Origin of the sequence: uncultured Thiothrix sp. (assembly GCF_937873765.1) — a bacterium.
In the GTDB taxonomy this organism is placed as follows: Bacteria; Pseudomonadota; Gammaproteobacteria; order Thiotrichales; family Thiotrichaceae; genus Thiolinea.
Window position 1 is genome coordinate 1 of sequence record NZ_CALMZC010000029.1, and the last position, 15,484, is coordinate 15,484.

At 43.1% G+C, this 15,484-nt stretch carries 17 protein-coding genes; 10 read left to right on the forward strand and 7 right to left on the reverse strand.

Going from position 1 to position 15,484, the window contains the following annotated elements; translation table 11 throughout:
* Positions 1-31: 31 nt before the first annotated feature.
* Complete coding sequence (locus tag Q0307_RS08680; protein ID WP_298659520.1) at positions 32-1,009, reverse strand: hypothetical protein; 978 nt, start codon at positions 1,007-1,009, stop codon at positions 32-34.
* Positions 1,010-1,420: 411 nt separating this feature from the next.
* On the opposite strand from Q0307_RS08680, the gene Q0307_RS08685 reads away from it, so the two are divergent.
* Positions 1,421-2,503: a crosslink repair DNA glycosylase YcaQ family protein gene (locus Q0307_RS08685; protein WP_298659522.1), complete on the forward strand. Its 1,083-nt coding sequence runs from the start codon at positions 1,421-1,423 to the stop codon at positions 2,501-2,503.
* Between the two features lie 36 nt (positions 2,504-2,539).
* Here the strand turns inward: Q0307_RS08685 and Q0307_RS08690 are convergent, their stop codons facing one another.
* The 3 genes from Q0307_RS08690 to Q0307_RS08700 form a co-directional block, all read right to left on the reverse strand.
* On the reverse strand, positions 2,540-4,054 hold the full coding sequence (locus Q0307_RS08690) for a carboxypeptidase M32 (RefSeq protein WP_298659524.1): 1,515 nt from the start codon (positions 4,052-4,054) through the stop codon (positions 2,540-2,542).
* Between the two features lie 26 nt (positions 4,055-4,080).
* Positions 4,081-4,524: a YiiD C-terminal domain-containing protein gene (locus Q0307_RS08695; protein WP_298659526.1), complete on the reverse strand. Its 444-nt coding sequence runs from the start codon at positions 4,522-4,524 to the stop codon at positions 4,081-4,083.
* An 81-nt stretch (positions 4,525-4,605) separates the two neighbouring features.
* Positions 4,606-5,361: a rhomboid family intramembrane serine protease gene (locus Q0307_RS08700; RefSeq protein ID WP_298659528.1), complete on the reverse strand. Its 756-nt coding sequence runs from the start codon at positions 5,359-5,361 to the stop codon at positions 4,606-4,608.
* A gap of 208 nt (positions 5,362-5,569) precedes the next feature.
* Here Q0307_RS08700 and Q0307_RS08705 point away from each other — a divergent pair, with 208 nt between their 5' ends.
* Together Q0307_RS08705 and Q0307_RS08710 are read left to right on the forward strand one after the other, a co-directional pair.
* Positions 5,570-6,211: a hypothetical protein gene (locus Q0307_RS08705; RefSeq protein ID WP_298659530.1), complete on the forward strand. Its 642-nt coding sequence runs from the start codon at positions 5,570-5,572 to the stop codon at positions 6,209-6,211.
* Between the two features lie 132 nt (positions 6,212-6,343).
* The gene (locus Q0307_RS08710) at positions 6,344-7,378 is read left to right on the forward strand and encodes a low specificity L-threonine aldolase (protein WP_298659532.1); all 1,035 of its coding nucleotides are present in this window, start codon (positions 6,344-6,346) and stop codon (positions 7,376-7,378) included.
* A gap of 45 nt (positions 7,379-7,423) precedes the next feature.
* On the opposite strand, the gene Q0307_RS08715 is transcribed toward Q0307_RS08710, so the two are convergent.
* Together Q0307_RS08715 and Q0307_RS08720 are read right to left on the reverse strand one after the other, a co-directional pair.
* Positions 7,424-9,355, reverse strand: a complete 1,932-nt coding sequence (locus tag Q0307_RS08715; RefSeq protein ID WP_298659535.1) for a PKD domain-containing protein — start codon at positions 9,353-9,355, stop codon at positions 7,424-7,426.
* 212 nt (positions 9,356-9,567) lie between these two features.
* Entirely contained in the window at positions 9,568-9,990 is a 423-nt protein-coding gene (locus tag Q0307_RS08720; protein WP_298659537.1) for a LysM peptidoglycan-binding domain-containing protein, read from the reverse strand.
* A gap of 410 nt (positions 9,991-10,400) precedes the next feature.
* On the opposite strand from Q0307_RS08720, the gene Q0307_RS08725 reads away from it, so the two are divergent.
* The 7 genes from Q0307_RS08725 (at position 10,401) to rhuM (ending at position 14,638) form a co-directional block, all read left to right on the forward strand.
* Positions 10,401-11,618, forward strand: a complete 1,218-nt coding sequence (locus Q0307_RS08725) for an argininosuccinate synthase (protein ID WP_298659539.1) — start codon at positions 10,401-10,403, stop codon at positions 11,616-11,618.
* A gap of 63 nt (positions 11,619-11,681) precedes the next feature.
* On the forward strand, positions 11,682-11,885 hold the full coding sequence (locus tag Q0307_RS08730; protein ID WP_298659541.1) for a SlyX family protein: 204 nt from the start codon (positions 11,682-11,684) through the stop codon (positions 11,883-11,885).
* A complete protein-coding gene (locus Q0307_RS08735; protein ID WP_298659543.1) occupies positions 11,885-12,577 on the forward strand; it encodes a class I SAM-dependent methyltransferase in 693 nt (230 codons plus the stop codon). The genes Q0307_RS08730 and Q0307_RS08735 overlap by 1 nt, the downstream gene beginning before the upstream one ends.
* Positions 12,578-12,680: 103 nt before the next feature.
* Positions 12,681-12,893, forward strand: a complete 213-nt coding sequence (locus Q0307_RS08740) for an Arm DNA-binding domain-containing protein (protein WP_298659545.1) — start codon at positions 12,681-12,683, stop codon at positions 12,891-12,893.
* Between the two features lies 1 nt (position 12,894).
* Positions 12,895-13,218: a hypothetical protein gene (locus Q0307_RS08745; RefSeq protein ID WP_298659547.1), complete on the forward strand. Its 324-nt coding sequence runs from the start codon at positions 12,895-12,897 to the stop codon at positions 13,216-13,218.
* A 125-nt stretch (positions 13,219-13,343) separates the two neighbouring features.
* On the forward strand, positions 13,344-13,544 hold the full coding sequence (locus Q0307_RS08750) for a helix-turn-helix domain-containing protein (RefSeq protein WP_298659550.1): 201 nt from the start codon (positions 13,344-13,346) through the stop codon (positions 13,542-13,544).
* Positions 13,545-13,672: 128 nt separating this feature from the next.
* A complete protein-coding gene (gene rhuM / locus Q0307_RS08755) occupies positions 13,673-14,638 on the forward strand; it encodes a RhuM family protein (RefSeq protein WP_298659552.1) in 966 nt (321 codons plus the stop codon).
* Between the two features lie 375 nt (positions 14,639-15,013).
* On the opposite strand, the gene Q0307_RS08760 is transcribed toward rhuM, so the two are convergent.
* The coding region (locus Q0307_RS08760) for a site-specific integrase (protein ID WP_298659554.1) at positions 15,014-15,484 on the reverse strand (471 nt) is incomplete at its 5' end.

Consider the following 15,484-nt stretch of genomic DNA (forward strand, 5'->3'; position numbering starts at 1 on the left):
TCGCTTAAGTTACTACCGCTTTAGTGGCTCTTCAACTCCTCTGGTGCATGACCGTCGAAGGATTGATACAAGTTACTTTATTCAAATCAGCAGGTTGTGAACCAGCTTTTATATCTCCATATGCTATATGCCCTTTTTCTAGACTCAGAAGACCATCTAGTATGGTTTTTTCGATTTTCCAATGACTTGCCGTGCCACAAGCAATTAAGTTAATTCCACCACGAATTTCACTGTTTCGGATAGTTACGTGATTTGCGGTTTTTTGTAAAAGTACGCCAGTATATGAATAACTGACTTTTAGGCCATCAATAATCAAGTGGTTGCCATGAACATTAAGAAACCTCCCATCAAATACAAAAAGATGGAATTCACACTCATTAGGATCAAGGCTAGGTGGGCTAATTGTTTCTTTATGGAGCATGGCTTCTGGGCTGGCGGGGTCTAGACGAATCAGTGGTCTACCACTCATTTGCTGCGCAATAGTAGGCCCTGTATAATAGATGCCTTGGCTATTATAAATCTGTGAAGTTGCTGCTATAGAGCCAAAATTATTGTACCTACTAAAGGTTAATGGATAAATATTATCATCTGTTCCTACAAAATATCCCCCTATAGCATGCCTTTCTGGTTGAATGATGTGCTGGCCCTCCCACAAATTAAGATCTGGGGATATATTATCTGGAACACCCAAATGTCTCCAAGCCGTTTTGCCGCTCTCACCTCGATACATTGGCAAAGACCCAATGCCATGTCCCGTGAATTTTATTATGGTTTTATTATTTTCCTCACCTGATAACCATATTTGAAAACCTTCCCTTGGTGTGCGTGGTCCGTGAATATCGTCATTTTTAAGCTCGTAGGGGCAAACTTTATCAATATCAACATTCAATGTTGAACCTGGCCGAATTTTACCCGCAGCACCAGATAAGGCATAGGCTATAGGCCAAGCCTGATCAATGCTTTCACCTGAGTTGGTGGTTTCACCGTTTCGGTTAGCAAAATACTCCATGACATTTACCTCCATAACTTGAGTACATCCATTACTTTTTCATAAGCTTATTTAATTGTTTTATCTAGAAATCCAATTCACTTTTACTGAAATATTTATCCTATTGATTATAGTTACTTGTATAAAAGTATGACCAACATTACATCTAGGGTTCCCCCCATACGCGCCAACTTAAGCTCGCAACCTGTTGTTAAACAATGGGAAAGTGGGTGTGGCAACCCCATATAGGATGATTTTAGCAACCAAAGTGAAAGCTCCCATAAAACCTAAAACTTTCTCGAAAATCCTATTTACTAGCACAAAACTTGCTAAATTTGGTAGTCTGCTCGGTATTTTTTGAGTACTTCAGTTATGCCGCCTCTAAGCATCAGTCCTCGTGAAGCTCGCCGACTCGTTTTAAGCAGCCAGCTTTTGAATATATTCTCTCCAAGAGCAAAGGCATTAACCAATACTCAGCAGATTATTGAACAGCTAGGCTATGTCCAGATCGATACGATTTCGGTGGTAGAACGCGCCCATCACCATACACTGTGGACACGTAATCCGACTTATAAAGCACCGCAGCTAGATAAACTTTTAGAACAAAAACTGATTTTTGAATACTGGTCACATGCCGCTGCTTATCTACCTATGCGCGATTATCGTTTTAGCCTGTGGCGTAAACACGCTTTTCTCAATGGTCAGTTAGAACATTGGTATGAACGCGATAATCAGCTAATCCATGAAGTCCTCGCACGAATTCGCGCAGAAGGACCGTTGATGGCTAAAGACTTTGGCAAAACTGAAAAATCAACTGACTGGCAGAGCAAACCAAGTAAACGTGCCTTAGAATATTTATTCATGCAAGGTGATTTAATGATTCCTTATCGGAAAAACTTTCATAAAGTTTACGATCTCACTGAGCGAGTTTTACCTAGTACTATCGAAACACGCCCACCCAGTGAACAGGAATATGTCGATTATCTAATCTTGCATTACTTACGGGTACAAGGCTTAGCACAAGAGACCGATTTCGGGCATTTAATTAAACATATCAAACCAGTCATTAAACAAGCTATTAAACGCTTATTAGCCGAAGGACAACTCATTGAACTTAAACTTAACCAACAAACTTGGCTCAGCACTCCTGAAAACCTACAGGGCTTGAACCAACCCGCTACAACTAGCCTGAAGATTCTTTCACCGTTTGATAACCTCGTCATTCAACGCGAGCGCTTACGCAAACTTTTTGAATTTGACTACCAAATTGAATGCTATGTTCCAGAAGCTAAACGCAAATATGGCTATTTTGTATTACCCATTTTATGGCAAGACGAACTAGTAGCCCGCTTAGACTGCAAGGCCGAACGTAAAGAACGCAGATTAGTCATCAATCAAGTTTGGACGGAAGCAAGACTCCAGCAACCCGATGAGTTCTGGAATGCTTTGTTGGCGGCGTTGCAACAATTTGCTCAATTTAATTGCTGTGACAGTGTTAGTGGCTCTTGGCAATAAGCTGCTCAATGTTAGAGCAGCTTTATTTAATCAAGCTTAGAGCTGATAAAGCTCACCGTATTTACTGCGTAAATATTGCATATACGGGTTTATATCCAAGCCGCGCCCTGTGACGCGTTCGATTAACTCAGGTGCAGTGTATTTACTACCATGCTGATAGATATTCTCCTTCAACCAAGCATGCAAACTAGCAAATTGACCTTGAGCAAGTTCGCTCGGAATCGCAGGCTGCGCTTTCACCGCTTCACTAAAAAATTGTGCAGAGAGGATATTGCCCAAAGTATAGGCTTGAAACACGCCGCCAATATGTCCACCATACCAATGCACATCTTGCATACAGCCATTGATGTCATTCGGTGCACGAATACCTAGATCTGCTTGATAAGCTGCATGCCAAGCTTCTGGTAAATCTTTTACGGCTAATTGGCCTTCCAGCATTTGTAGTTCTAATTCAAAGCGAATCATCACATGCAAATTGTAAGTGACCTCATCCGCTTCGGTGCGAATTAACGAGCGCTGTACTTTATTAATCGCACGGTAGAAGCTATCTAAAGACACCGACTTAAATTGCGCAGGAAAGGCATGCTGCAATTCGGGGTAATAATGCTCCCAAAAACCGCGACTGCGCGAGACTAGATTTTCCCAAGTACGTGATTGCGATTCGTGCACGCCATTACTCGTACCACCGTCCAAGGGCGTACCGGCATAAGTGGGATTGACGCCCTGCTCATAGAGTGCATGTCCTGCTTCGTGAGTGGTTGAGAAAAAGGCTTCGGCGAAACTATGCTCTTTAACACGTGTAGTGATGCGCACATCACCGCTGCCCAATTTGGTCATAAACGGATGATGGGTTTTGTCTTGACGTCCGCTATTGAAATCATAGCCAAAGCGCTCAATCACTTTGCGTCCAAATGCCAGTTGCTCATCCTCGGAAAAATTTTGTTTTAAACAAGTATCATCCGCCAACGGCTGAGCCGTAATCGTTTCTACCAAAGGCACTAATTGACTGCGCAATTCAGCAAACACTTGGCGCACGCTGGAAGCCTTCATACCGTAATCAGCCAGACCAATCAGCGGGTCAGCAATATGCTCATAGCCGGTGTAAAACTCAGCCATTTGCCGACTCAAATCGAGGGTTCGTTCTAAATAAGGTTGTACCCGTTTAAAATCATTCGCCGGACGCGCTTCAGCCCAAACCTGATAGGTTTGCGATGCGTGTTCATACAGATTAGCAATAAAGGTCGGTGGTACTTGCGTATCGCGCTGATAACGGCGCTGGGTAGCACGAATTAAGGCAGCATCGTCATGATCATCAGGCAAACTGGCGGCATAAGGTTGCAAATCATCTAACAACTGCCCAACCGCTGCATCGGTAAATTTCTCTTGCGCCAAACGCATCAAAGTCGCCATCTGCCGTCCACGCGCACTTGCCCCACCACCCGGCATGTAGGTTGACTGATCCCAAGCTAACACCGCATTTGCACCTTCTAAATCGCTGACTTCCAGCAAGCGATTTTTCAACTCCGCTAATTTTTCTGCCGCGCTCGCCATTCTTGTTCCTCAATTATTCGCTAAAATCAAGCCTTCAAGGCGACAAATTCGCCGCGAAACCTGCCTGTTATTTGTTGCTGATATTCTAATACAGATAAAACCGCTATTTTAGCTTTACCACGCTGCTTAAACATCTGCATTGCTTGCTCCCATTGCTCAAACGCTTCTAAGGTTGCAATAGCCTGAAAATCTCCAGCAATTGGCTTGTCATAATCCAACGTACTGCGACGCACTACCAAACTATTCGCTAAACCTTCCGCTGCTAAGCGCGTATGCAGCAAACACCAAGCCGCGAGTGTTGCCATTGTCGCCACACTCCCACCAAATACGGTATGGTGCGGATTGATATTTGGCGCTAAGGGGGCTTGCAAAATCAATTGCTGCGGCTCCATGCTTAGCACAGAAACCTGCATAGCGCGGGTGAGTGGAATATGTGTATGTAAATAGGCTTCGAGTTCGTTAGGTTTCATACAATGGTTGGGTTCAACAAAACAACTATTATCCAAGGTTAGCTGCTTGAGGTTAATAGATTAAAGCAGCTTTTATAGCCTTCAATACGCATCTAAGCGTCTTGTACCACCACGTCCAAACAACAGCATTAAGATAAAGCCAACTAGCCCGCCCCCCACATGCGCAAAGTGGGCGACATTATCCCCAAAAATTGAAAATCCAGTAATCCCCGATAATAAATCTAAACCAATGATAGCTGGCACAAAATATTTAGCCGCAATCGGCACTGGAACAAATAAGAACAATAATTTTGTGTTTGGAAAGCAGAACGCGAAAGCAACTAAAATCCCATAAATCGCGCCCGAAGCACCTACGGTAGCAACGTTATAAGCCAAATAATACTCACCTACCATTTCTTTAGTTAAACCAGCCACATTCGTTCGATATTCACCGCGAGTCACTAAACGCTGCAAATCTTCAGGCGTTAAGCCTAGAGACTGTAGCTGTTGAGTCAACTGGCCTAATTGATAGGTGTTAATCACATTGTAAATTAAGCCTGCACCAATCCCACAGCTTAGATAAAACAATAAAAAACGTGTTGATCCCCATAAGCGCTCTAAGGCAACCCCAAACATCCATAGCGCTAGCATATTGAAAAGTAAATGCGAGAGGCTGCCATGCATAAACAGGCTAGTCAGATACTGCCAATACTGAAAATTAGGATTTTCAGGAATATATAAAGCTAACCAGTCGGCTTGCGGCAAGCGAGTAACATCTAAGGCAAAAAAGATTAAGACACATAAACCGATTAAGGTGTAAGTCACAATCGGTGGGCGATTATTCGAGGCTATATTCAAGAATACTCCTTTGAAAGCTAATGAGTAGCGGCTAATAAGTTTACTGTAGCCTAGTCGCCAGTGACTGTCTCATTCCAAGCTTAGAAAAGCACTTGAAAATGAGCACGATAGATCAAAAATTAAAATAAGCTGAATTAATGGGCTTAGCTATTTTCAATCAATTGATCAGATCTAAGATGTAAGTCTTAACAAGAATAGGGCTAAATTTATGAAAAAAACACATCTCCTACTTATACCTATTTGTGCCGCCAGCTTCGCTTGTAGCCATACAACCCTGCCATTGCCTGTTACACCCAAACCGGTTTTATTACCTGCAGCGTCTCAGCCCACTAAAACAACAACTATTAAATATAGAACCACGGCCGGTCAAAACGCATTGAAAGAGATCAAGCTGGATACTGATTTAAGTACCGTAGGTGCACCATTAGATTGGGTACAAATCTTTTCAGCGATTAGTTTTAGTAATGCGCGGCGCTCAAACAATTTAGGTTTTAGCCAACGTGTAGCCAGCTTTGGTTCGGCAACCATTTTAAAAGCTGACAGTTTGCAACGTTTAAAATTAGTCGCTGAAATACCTGCAGGTAAAAAGGTGGGGTTAGCGGATGAGATGGTGAAACGTGCTAGCAGCCAAGTGGATTTTGCTCATCATGATTTCATTGCTGTGTACTTAACAGATGGTGGGCCTCCCTTTGGTGAATATCGATATTCAATGGTAGGCGATACCATGGAGTTTTGTATTGATAAAGCTCCCAATCCGACAGGCATTTCTGACATGGCTGTAAACAATTTTGTGAAGTTTTATGCCGCCCCCAAAGGTTTAAAAGTCAGGCAGTGTGGGCGTGAACTTTAAACTAAGTAATTAGTGTCTGACCCCTTGCTATGTGGTCAGTCCAGAGCTGTCTGATCCTACAAATTGCTTGAATCACAGGCTTTGGCACAATAAGCTAAATATAATTCACATAACAGCAGGCTACTCACAATAATGCAACAATTCGCTTCAGATAACTACGCGGGGATGTGTCCTGCTGCATTTAATTACTTTCAACAAGCTAATCAATCTGGGCATGAACTAGCTTATGGCGAAGATATCTGGACACAAAAAGTTTGTGATGCTTTGCGCGATTTATTCCAAACCGATTGCGAAGTTTTCTTTGTTTTTAATGGCACTGCTGCTAACTCCTTAGCTTTAGCTGCTTTATGCCAAAGCTATCATTCCGTGATTTGCCACGAACTTGCTCATATTGAAACGGACGAATGTGGTGGCCCCGAGTTTTTCTCAAATGGTTCCAAACTCTTAGTAGGCAAAGGTGAGCAGGGCAAGCTTACGCCCGATATTATTGAAGCAATTGTCACAAAACGTAGTGATTTACACTTCCCTAAACCGAAAGTCGTTTCACTCACCCAATCCACTGAAGTTGGCACGGTATATAGTGTTGAAGAAATTCGTGCAATTGCCGCGATTGCTAAACGCCGCCATCTGACCGTGCAGATGGATGGCGCACGCTTTGCCAATGCAGTTGCTTCTTTAAACGTGCACCCTTCAGAATTGACCTGGCGAGCTGGAGTTGATGTTTTGTGCTTTGGCGGTACTAAAAATGGCCTGCCGGTTGGGGAAGCTGTCGTGTTTTTCGATAAACACTTAGCTGAAGACTTTGCCTATCGAGTGAAACAAGCCGGGCAATTAGCTTCAAAAATGCGTTATCTGTCCGCACCTTGGCTAGGTCTACTGGAAAATAATGTGTGGCTCAGGAATGCACAGCATGCAAATGCAATGGCGGAGTTACTTTATCAACGAATTAAAGATTTACCTAAGTTACGCATTATGTTCCCACGGCAAGCCAATGCCGTTTTTGCTGAGCTACCTTTGCCGATTATTAAAGGTTTATATGCCCAAGGCTGGCGCTTCCATCAGTTTATTGGAGCGGGTGGCTGTCGGTTTATGTGTGCTTGGGATACGCGAATCGAAACGGTGGAAGCATTTGCGAATGATATCCAACGCTTATGTGAGGCGGCTTAAGTCCAACAAGCGACCTGCTTCAACAGGTCGCCTTGCCTAAATCAGTTAGCGCATGACGCTATAAACACCATAGTCATTCGGCAGCGCCGTGCTAGCATCAGCTTTGAGAATAACGATTAAGCGATCAGCCGTCTTATTGAAAAAAACAAACCTACCATGTCCCATGAAACCTTGTTCATTCACTACGAAATAAGGTAACTGAAAACTAGCACTGGGCGTCAAATACGCATCATCATAGCTTAAGATTTGGGTATCAACTGACTCACTCAGATTGGCATAAGGCACATATTTGGGAATCGCTGCAACTTTAGCCGCTGTTGCTGAGTGTACCAAATCTTGAATATGCGTTAGCTCAGCCAATGAGCCGTTATATAACATATCCTGAGCTTTTAAGTCAGCCGCCCGGAAGACATTTCCACAAGCAGTGAAAATACGCTTACCTTCTTCTGAGAACCATAAATTGCCGCACATGGGATAATCCCCATGATAAGGCGAATCATAGAGTTTGCTGGCTGTGCCGGTTTGAACAGCATATTTTTCAATATCGTCAGGACTTACGCCATTAGTTGCGCCATACATGCTCAGCCCATTAGGGTGCAATTTGGCTAAAGTACCTGCATAAATTGTGATTCTAGAACCGCCAATCACTTCGCCCGTACTTAGGTTCACTGAATAAATATCCTGCCACTGATCCTCTTTAGGGAAAGCATAAGCATAGCCATTCCCTGCTAGCACAATATCCAAGACTTTAGCTGCTACTGGTAAAGTCTTGAGTAGTTTGGCATTCTTCAAATCGACATAAGAGACATTTGCATCATGTCCGACGGCTGCATATAAACCATCCGGTCCAACTGAAACACTGGTTGGAGCTAAAGGTAAGCTAATGGCTTGCTCGGTATGCGTCGCCGCATCATAGATATGTAATTGATTGGGGCTAGTGGATAACATAATCACTTTATCTAAAGCCTTGCTGTATTCAGCATCAATTACTTGATAACTCAAGCTATTAATCACTGGCTGCACAGAGACTTTTACAGTGATAGCCTCACTCGTTAAAGAGCCATCCGCTACGGTTAATTCAAACAGATAATCGCCTAATTTATCAGGCGTAAAGCTAGGTTTGACTGCTGTTAGGGACGATAAACTAGCAGTACTCTCACTCGGCGCAGCTTTTAAAATCCATTTATACGTAAGCGGATCATTATCTGGATCAGAACTAGTGCTAGCGTCTAAGACTACCATGCTACCTAATAACAAATATTTATCGACACTTCTGGCAACAGGTACTCCTGTATTCACTTTGATTACTTTAATCATAAGACTGTCAGTCGCACTTAAACTACCATCGTTTACTACTAGTGAGACCAGATAGCTACCGGTTTTATCAGGTATGAAACTAGTGTTAGCTTGATTACTAAAATTTAGAACTACGCTGCTATCAGTGGGTTTAGTCGTGATTGTCCACTGATAACTTAAAGGATCATGATCAGCATCTGAACTCGCAGAACCATCAAGATTAACTACGTCCCCTAAGCTAATGGTTTGATCAGCACCTGCTTGCGCAATAGGCGCACGATTAGTAACTGTATTCGCGCTAACCTTAATGATCATTGTGTCGGTAACACTCGTTAAACGACCATCTTTAACCATTAAACCTAAGACATAATCACCGACTTTATCCACCAGAATTTTAGGGTGTATAGTAGTTGGGTTGATCAAACTACTATTACTGTTGGCTGGCTTACTGACAATCCGCCAAGCATAAGTCAAAGTATCACCGTCTGGATCTTGGCTATTACTCCCATCTAAACTAACTTCAGCATTGACTAATACCGTTTGATTAGCACCTGCATCAGCTCTAGGTTGGTGATTAGTCGCAGCGGAATTGGAAGCATCACTGCCTCCACCACAAGCTGTGAGCACGGTCAGCACCCCCACTGACAGACATAAATTTTGTAATAATCTTGTTATTTTCATTGAAAGCAGCCCATTTTTATAAGAATTCATTTCGCATAATCGTAGTTTATAATAAAAAGCATTTATTAAAACTTAATCAATTCTTGAGGGAGCTATTTTAAATATTACCAGTGGAATTCACCTAAAGTAACTAGTTGTTATTATTCACTTTAAGCCATTTAACAAGTGGGCTCACATTCGAGTCCACTTGAAGAAGAAGGAGGCTCAATACCTTAAGCAACGCGAAGCATTTGACCAATTTCAATATGATTAGCTTCATAGGCACTAATATTATTTAGCTTCATCAAGCGCTTCACTGTAGTACCATAACGTGCTGCGATTTTAGAAAGGCTATCACCGGATTTGACAATAACAACTTTGTAATGTGAGTTTTTCTTCCAATTCTTTCCCCAACGTTTTTCGAATTTATTCTTGTAATAATGACCACCACGATCCACACGCATGGCTGGACGGCTACCTAGACCCTCGGAGTCAATCACATGAATACTCGCATTCACACGTGGTTGACCGTGATGAGGAATATTGGTAATGGGGGAATCTACATAGGTATAACTACGGCTATCTGCCAAGCTCACCCCTGAAACCGCAGTAATACTTAAAGCCAAAACACCAGCAAGTAAATGACGAATTTTCATATCTAAACTCCTAATAATGAGGTTAAGTGATCGGTCTTTTTCCTTGACCATGGAGCAGAGTATGATTGAAATTACGTCAGTAGAAACTCCCTTAAATGAGGTTAACAGCTTAGAAGCAGATCCCTTAAATGAGGGATAATGACTAGCTCGTTAAAAATAACTAGCACTCTACATCGAATCATCAAAACGGTATATTTAAAACCCTTGCATAGAGCTGCCCCTGCCCTGATTAATTTTTTAATTGTCAGTGGAGATCAATACTAAACTTAGTGGCAAATACAGTACATCATGCTTTTTTAATGAGCCTTCTTGTATGAGCGGTATTTTTAATAAAGTATTAAAAACTTACTTCCATCCCCCGACAACCCGCCTATAATGCGCGTTTTCACAAGATTTTAGGGAACACCAACATGGCATCCGTCAAGAAAGTTGTCCTCGCCTATTCTGGCGGCTTGGACACCTCCATCATCGTTAAATGGCTACAAGAAAACTATCAATGCGAAGTGGTTACCTTCACTGCTGACATTGGCCAAGGCGAAGAAGTGGAACCCGCACGCGCTAAAGCTTTAGCGATGGGCATTAAACCGGAAAATATTTATATCAATGATTTACGTGAAGAGTTTGTGCGTGATTTCGTGTTCCCAATGTTCCGCGCTAATACCATCTATGAAGGTGAATACTTACTCGGCACGTCGATTGCCCGCCCACTGATTGCGAAGCGCTTGGTTGAAATTGCCAATGAAACGGGTGCGGATGCGATTTCGCACGGCGCAACGGGTAAAGGCAATGACCAAGTACGCTTTGAATTAGGGGCTTATGCGCTGAAACCGGGTGTCAAAGTGATTGCACCTTGGCGTGAATGGGATATGGGTTCACGTGACTCTTTGATGGCTTATGCCGAAAAGCACAATATTCCCGTCGACTTCAAAAAGGCTGGGAAGAAATCGCCTTACTCGATGGATGCAAATCTGCTGCATATTTCTTATGAAGGTGGCATTCTCGAAGAGCCTTGGGCAGAAGCGGAAGAAGATATGTGGCGTTGGAGTGTATCTCCTGAGTCTGCTCCTGATCAGCCCACCTATATTGAATTGAGCTACGAAAAAGGCGACCCGGTTGCCTTGAATGGCCAACCCTTAAGCCCAACCGAAATGCTCACAACCTTAAATAAACTAGGGGGTGAAAATGGCATTGGTCGCTTGGATTTAGTCGAAAACCGTTATGTAGGCATGAAGTCTCGGGGCTGCTATGAAACCCCCGGCGGCACTATTATGCTAAAAGCGCATCGTGCGATTGAATCGATCACTTTAGATCGTGAGGTCGCACATATGAAAGACAGCATTATGCCGAAATATGCCGAAATGATTTACAACGGCTATTGGTGGAGTCCTGAACGTCAAATGCTGCAAACCCTAATTGACCACTCACAGCAATATGTGAATGGCATTGTGCGTTTGAAACTGTACAAAGGGAATGTGATCGTAGCGGGTCGTAAGTCCGATGACAGTTTATTTGATACGAAGATAGCGACTTTCGATGAAGATGGGGGCGCTTATAACCAAAAAGATGCAGAAGGCTTCATTAAATTGAATGCCCTGCGTATGCGTATTGCAGCCAATAAAGGTCGTTAAGTTACTTTAGGGTAGAGAGACCTATCTGTCTGCCCTGACCCACTCCAAAGAAAATTAAATGCTATGCAAGACCGACTCACCGAACTTGAAATCAAATTCATGGAGCAAGAGCAAACCCTTGAGGCTTTGAGTGAACAGGTTTATTTGCAGCAGAAAGAAATTTTTAAGCTCACTCAGCACATTCAAATCCTCTCTGAGCGCTTAAAGACGCTCGCCGTTTCACCCCTTGCCTCACAAGCTGAAGAAACACCGCCCCCGCATTATTAATGTCCAATCGCTATCAACTCGTGCAAACTGTCAGTCGTTTAGAACTAAAAGACAGGCTTGACCCTAAAGTGGGCGCTGTCTATGTGGACTTCGTGGAGGGCAAAGCCCGGCATCGCTTGTTATTTGGCGGCGGCAAAGGGCAAGATATTGCCAAAGCCGTCGGCTTAAATAAACATAAAGATTTACACATCGTGGATGCGACCGCAGGTTTAGGCCGTGAAGCTTTTGTCTTAGCGAGCCTTGGCTGCCAAGTGACTTTATTAGAACGCTCCCCAATGATGCATGCCTTATTAGCCGATGGTTTACAACGGGCTGCAAATTCAAACGACTCACAACTACATGCTATTATTAGCCGCATGCATTTAGTGCACACCGACGCTCGCTCTTGGCTTGAAACCACTGAACACCAAGCTGATGTCGTCTATCTCGACCCGATGTTTCCCGAGCGGCAAAAATCAGCTTTAGTCCAGAAAGAAATGCGCTGCTTACATGAAGTCGTCGGTGAAGATATTGACTCAGCGGAATTACTGGGTTTAGCGCGGCAAGTCGCCAAATTACGAGTGACGGTAAAGCGTCCGCGCTTAGCCCCAGAGTTAACTCAGCTTAAACCCGCCTTTGTGATTAGCGGGAAAGCGGTGAGATACGATGTCTATTTACCGTATCGGGAAAACGTGGAACTACAAGGCACATAAAATAGGGTTTCAGGCTGGCAAGCTGATAAATGGAACTATCTGATACCGTAGGAAACGCGGTATTTTTTGCGGTATCTAATCAACCCTAGCTAGAGATACCGTAATGCCTCTTAAAGATACCGACGTAAAAGCAGCACAAGCCACCGACAAACCTTACAAACTGCAAGATGAGCACGGCTTATATCTTTTGGTTAAATCTTTAACCGATGGAAGCACTACGAAATATTGGTGCTATGACTATAGCTATGCAGGCAAGCGTAAAACCCTCTCTATCGGCACGTATCCAGAAACGAATATCACAGCATCAAGCCGCTAGAGTGCTGTTAAATGCGGGTAAATGCCCATCAACAGAGAAGCAACGCCAGAAGAAGGAAGCCATAGAAGAAGAACGCGCTAAAACACCGTTTAAGCAGATTGCTTTAGACTGGTACAACATTCAAAAACTGAACTGGTGCGATAAGTACACTAAGGGAGTATTGAGTCGCTTAGAGCGGGATGTGTTTCCTGTTATTGGTTCACTGGGTATGAACGAAGTGAGGCCAGCCGATGTTATCAAAATCATTAGAACCATAGGTGAAGCGGGTAGCATTCCAAAAGCGCATGAAGTTCTGAACAATATCAACGCCATTTGCGGTTCATAAAGATGCTCTTGTGTGACTGAATAAGATAATTATAGTGTGATTTCGCACTATTAGCAATATTTACAGTGCAGATTCGCACTTTTGTTGCTATGCTTAATTAGTATTCAGATACAAGAGCAATAAAAATGGAAAAAACCGACTTTGCGAAGATATTGAGAGAGCTGAATGAGCTTGGAATTAATGATTATAGGCTTGCTGAGCTAACAGGTATTGAACGTAGCAAGCTGACTAAGCTGAGAAATGGCACTAAACAACAGCCTTATTATGATAATGGCGTTGCTATCATTGCCGAGTACAACAGATTAAAAGCAGGGGATAATGAATGAGTGACAGCCTCAACCAATAAGCTTTACTGACTTACCATGATGACAGCTCAAAAAATATAGAGGTTATTGTATCAAATGAGTCGATATGGATAACTCAGAAAAACCTTGCAGAAATTTTTGGTGTTAATGTGTCCGTTGTATCAAAGCATTTGAGCAATACCTTTGAGGAGGGTGAATTAGACGAAAGCTCAGTTGTTTCCAAAATGGAAATAACTACCTCAGATGGGAAAAAGTATAAAACAGCTCATTATAACCTTGACGCGATTATTTCAGTCGGCTATCGAGTCAATTCACAAAAAGCCACAAAATTTCGTATTTGGGCTACACAGCTATTAAGACAATATATCACTGATGGCTATGTCATTGATGAAAAACGGTTACGTGATGATCCCGAAAAGCTCAACCAGTTAGCCGCAAAAATACGTGAACTTAGAGCTAATGAGAAAAATATTTATGCATCTGTCCGTGAGTGTTTTAAGTTAGCGGCCTCTGATTACGAGCCATCATCCCAAGAAGTAAAAACTTTCTATGCCTTGCTACAAGATAAGTTTCATCACGCTGTTACTAAAATGACAGCCTCTAAACTTATTCTTGAGCGAGCTGATCATGCTGGGCAACACATGGGAATTCAATCAATTGAAGGTATTTTGCCAACATTGAAAGAAGCTCAAACAGGAAAAAATTACCTTACTGAAAGCGAGTTGTATCGCCTACATTTGCTTTCCGAGCAATTTTTGCTATACGCCGAGTCTACAGCACTGCGAGGAGAAAGCATGACTATGCGGCAACTCCATCGGCAGTTGGATAGGTTGTTAATGCTCAATGGTTATCCTGTCTTTGATGGATACAAGGATTACCTTAAAAATGCCGCACTGCAACACGCCGAGAAAGAGTTCGCGCTTTATCTTGAATTAGAAAAATTAAGACTGCTGGACGTAGAGATTGACCTTCAAGCTTTTTATGATGGTGAATATGATATATACAAAGACCAGACTGAGAAAATGACGGTAAAAACTATGAGTAAGATGATAGAGAATAAAAATAAGCCTAACTCAGAAAAACCAAAGGAATTACCTTACAACCCATGGGCATAAAGTACATCAAGCGCAACTTTTGTGCGCTTGCTACATAATACCGAAAATTGGCAATTAAGTCTTCTATATTCGCCACATCTTCGGTAGCTAATATTCTTTCCTGTTCACCTCGCCAGTAAGCGTTTACTCTGTCTGTGATTAGGTTTTTAGTCGCTTCTAATACACAGGCTAGACTATTTGGGTCTATTAATCGCTTTCGGTTGCTATTTACGCTGGCTATACCCTCTGCTAAGTCAGCATGAAGCTGTCTAATAGCGGCCTTAACTGTTAAACGCATGGCGCAACACCTTCCCTATTGCTGCCCTTTCAGAAGAAGCACGCCAGCCGGTGAAAGGATCCGGTGTTCGCCCCGTCGGGCTAGGCGTGCAAGGGAAATTATAGCGCTTTATGGTGTATTGGGATAATGTGCGCGCCCTGCTCTACCCCGTTTAGGTAATCACTCCACCAGTTCATCATCTTGCGACGCTCTTCTACATATTGCGCATGGTTATAGGCGGCTCGAATGGCGTTCTCTTCCTTATGTGCTAAAGCGGTTTCGATAATGTCCGACCTAAAACCCGCCTCATTCAATACGGTTGAACCCGTAGCCCGTAATCCGTGAATGGTGAGTTTTCCCTTTAGCCCTAAGCGGTAAAGGACTTGCAACATGGCATTTTCAGAGAAGGGCTTGCCTATGCCTGCATTCCAAAATAGATAAGGCTTATCGCCCGTGAATGGCCTTAAGCGCTCCAAGAGTGTTAAGACTTGCGGGGTCAAGGGGATAGTATGGGCGCGACCCATCTTCATACGTGCCGCTGGAAGATTCCAGACCTTAGCCGCTAAATCGAACTCAGACCACTGAGCGAA

Excerpts from the sequence above, each read along its gene's own strand:
- Q0307_RS08680 (WP_298659520.1), bottom strand. The coding sequence starts at position 1,009 with ATGGAGTATTTTGCTAACCGAAACGGTGAAACCACCAACTCAGGTGAA.
- Q0307_RS08690 (WP_298659524.1), bottom strand. The coding sequence starts at position 4,054 with ATGGCGAGCGCGGCAGAAAAATTAGCGGAGTTGAAAAATCGCTTGCTG.
- Q0307_RS08695 (WP_298659526.1), bottom strand. The coding sequence starts at position 4,524 with ATGAAACCTAACGAACTCGAAGCCTATTTACATACACATATTCCACTC.
- Q0307_RS08705 (WP_298659530.1), top strand. The coding sequence starts at position 5,570 with ATGAAAAAAACACATCTCCTACTTATACCTATTTGTGCCGCCAGCTTC.
- Q0307_RS08710 (WP_298659532.1), top strand. The coding sequence starts at position 6,344 with ATGCAACAATTCGCTTCAGATAACTACGCGGGGATGTGTCCTGCTGCA.
- Q0307_RS08715 (WP_298659535.1), bottom strand. The coding sequence starts at position 9,355 with ATGAAAATAACAAGATTATTACAAAATTTATGTCTGTCAGTGGGGGTG.
- Q0307_RS08720 (WP_298659537.1), bottom strand. The coding sequence starts at position 9,990 with ATGAAAATTCGTCATTTACTTGCTGGTGTTTTGGCTTTAAGTATTACT.
- Q0307_RS08725 (WP_298659539.1), top strand. The coding sequence starts at position 10,401 with ATGGCATCCGTCAAGAAAGTTGTCCTCGCCTATTCTGGCGGCTTGGAC.
- Q0307_RS08730 (WP_298659541.1), top strand. The coding sequence starts at position 11,682 with ATGCAAGACCGACTCACCGAACTTGAAATCAAATTCATGGAGCAAGAG.
- Q0307_RS08735 (WP_298659543.1), top strand. The coding sequence starts at position 11,885 with ATGTCCAATCGCTATCAACTCGTGCAAACTGTCAGTCGTTTAGAACTA.
- Q0307_RS08740 (WP_298659545.1), top strand. The coding sequence starts at position 12,681 with ATGCCTCTTAAAGATACCGACGTAAAAGCAGCACAAGCCACCGACAAA.
- Q0307_RS08750 (WP_298659550.1), top strand. The coding sequence starts at position 13,344 with ATGGAAAAAACCGACTTTGCGAAGATATTGAGAGAGCTGAATGAGCTT.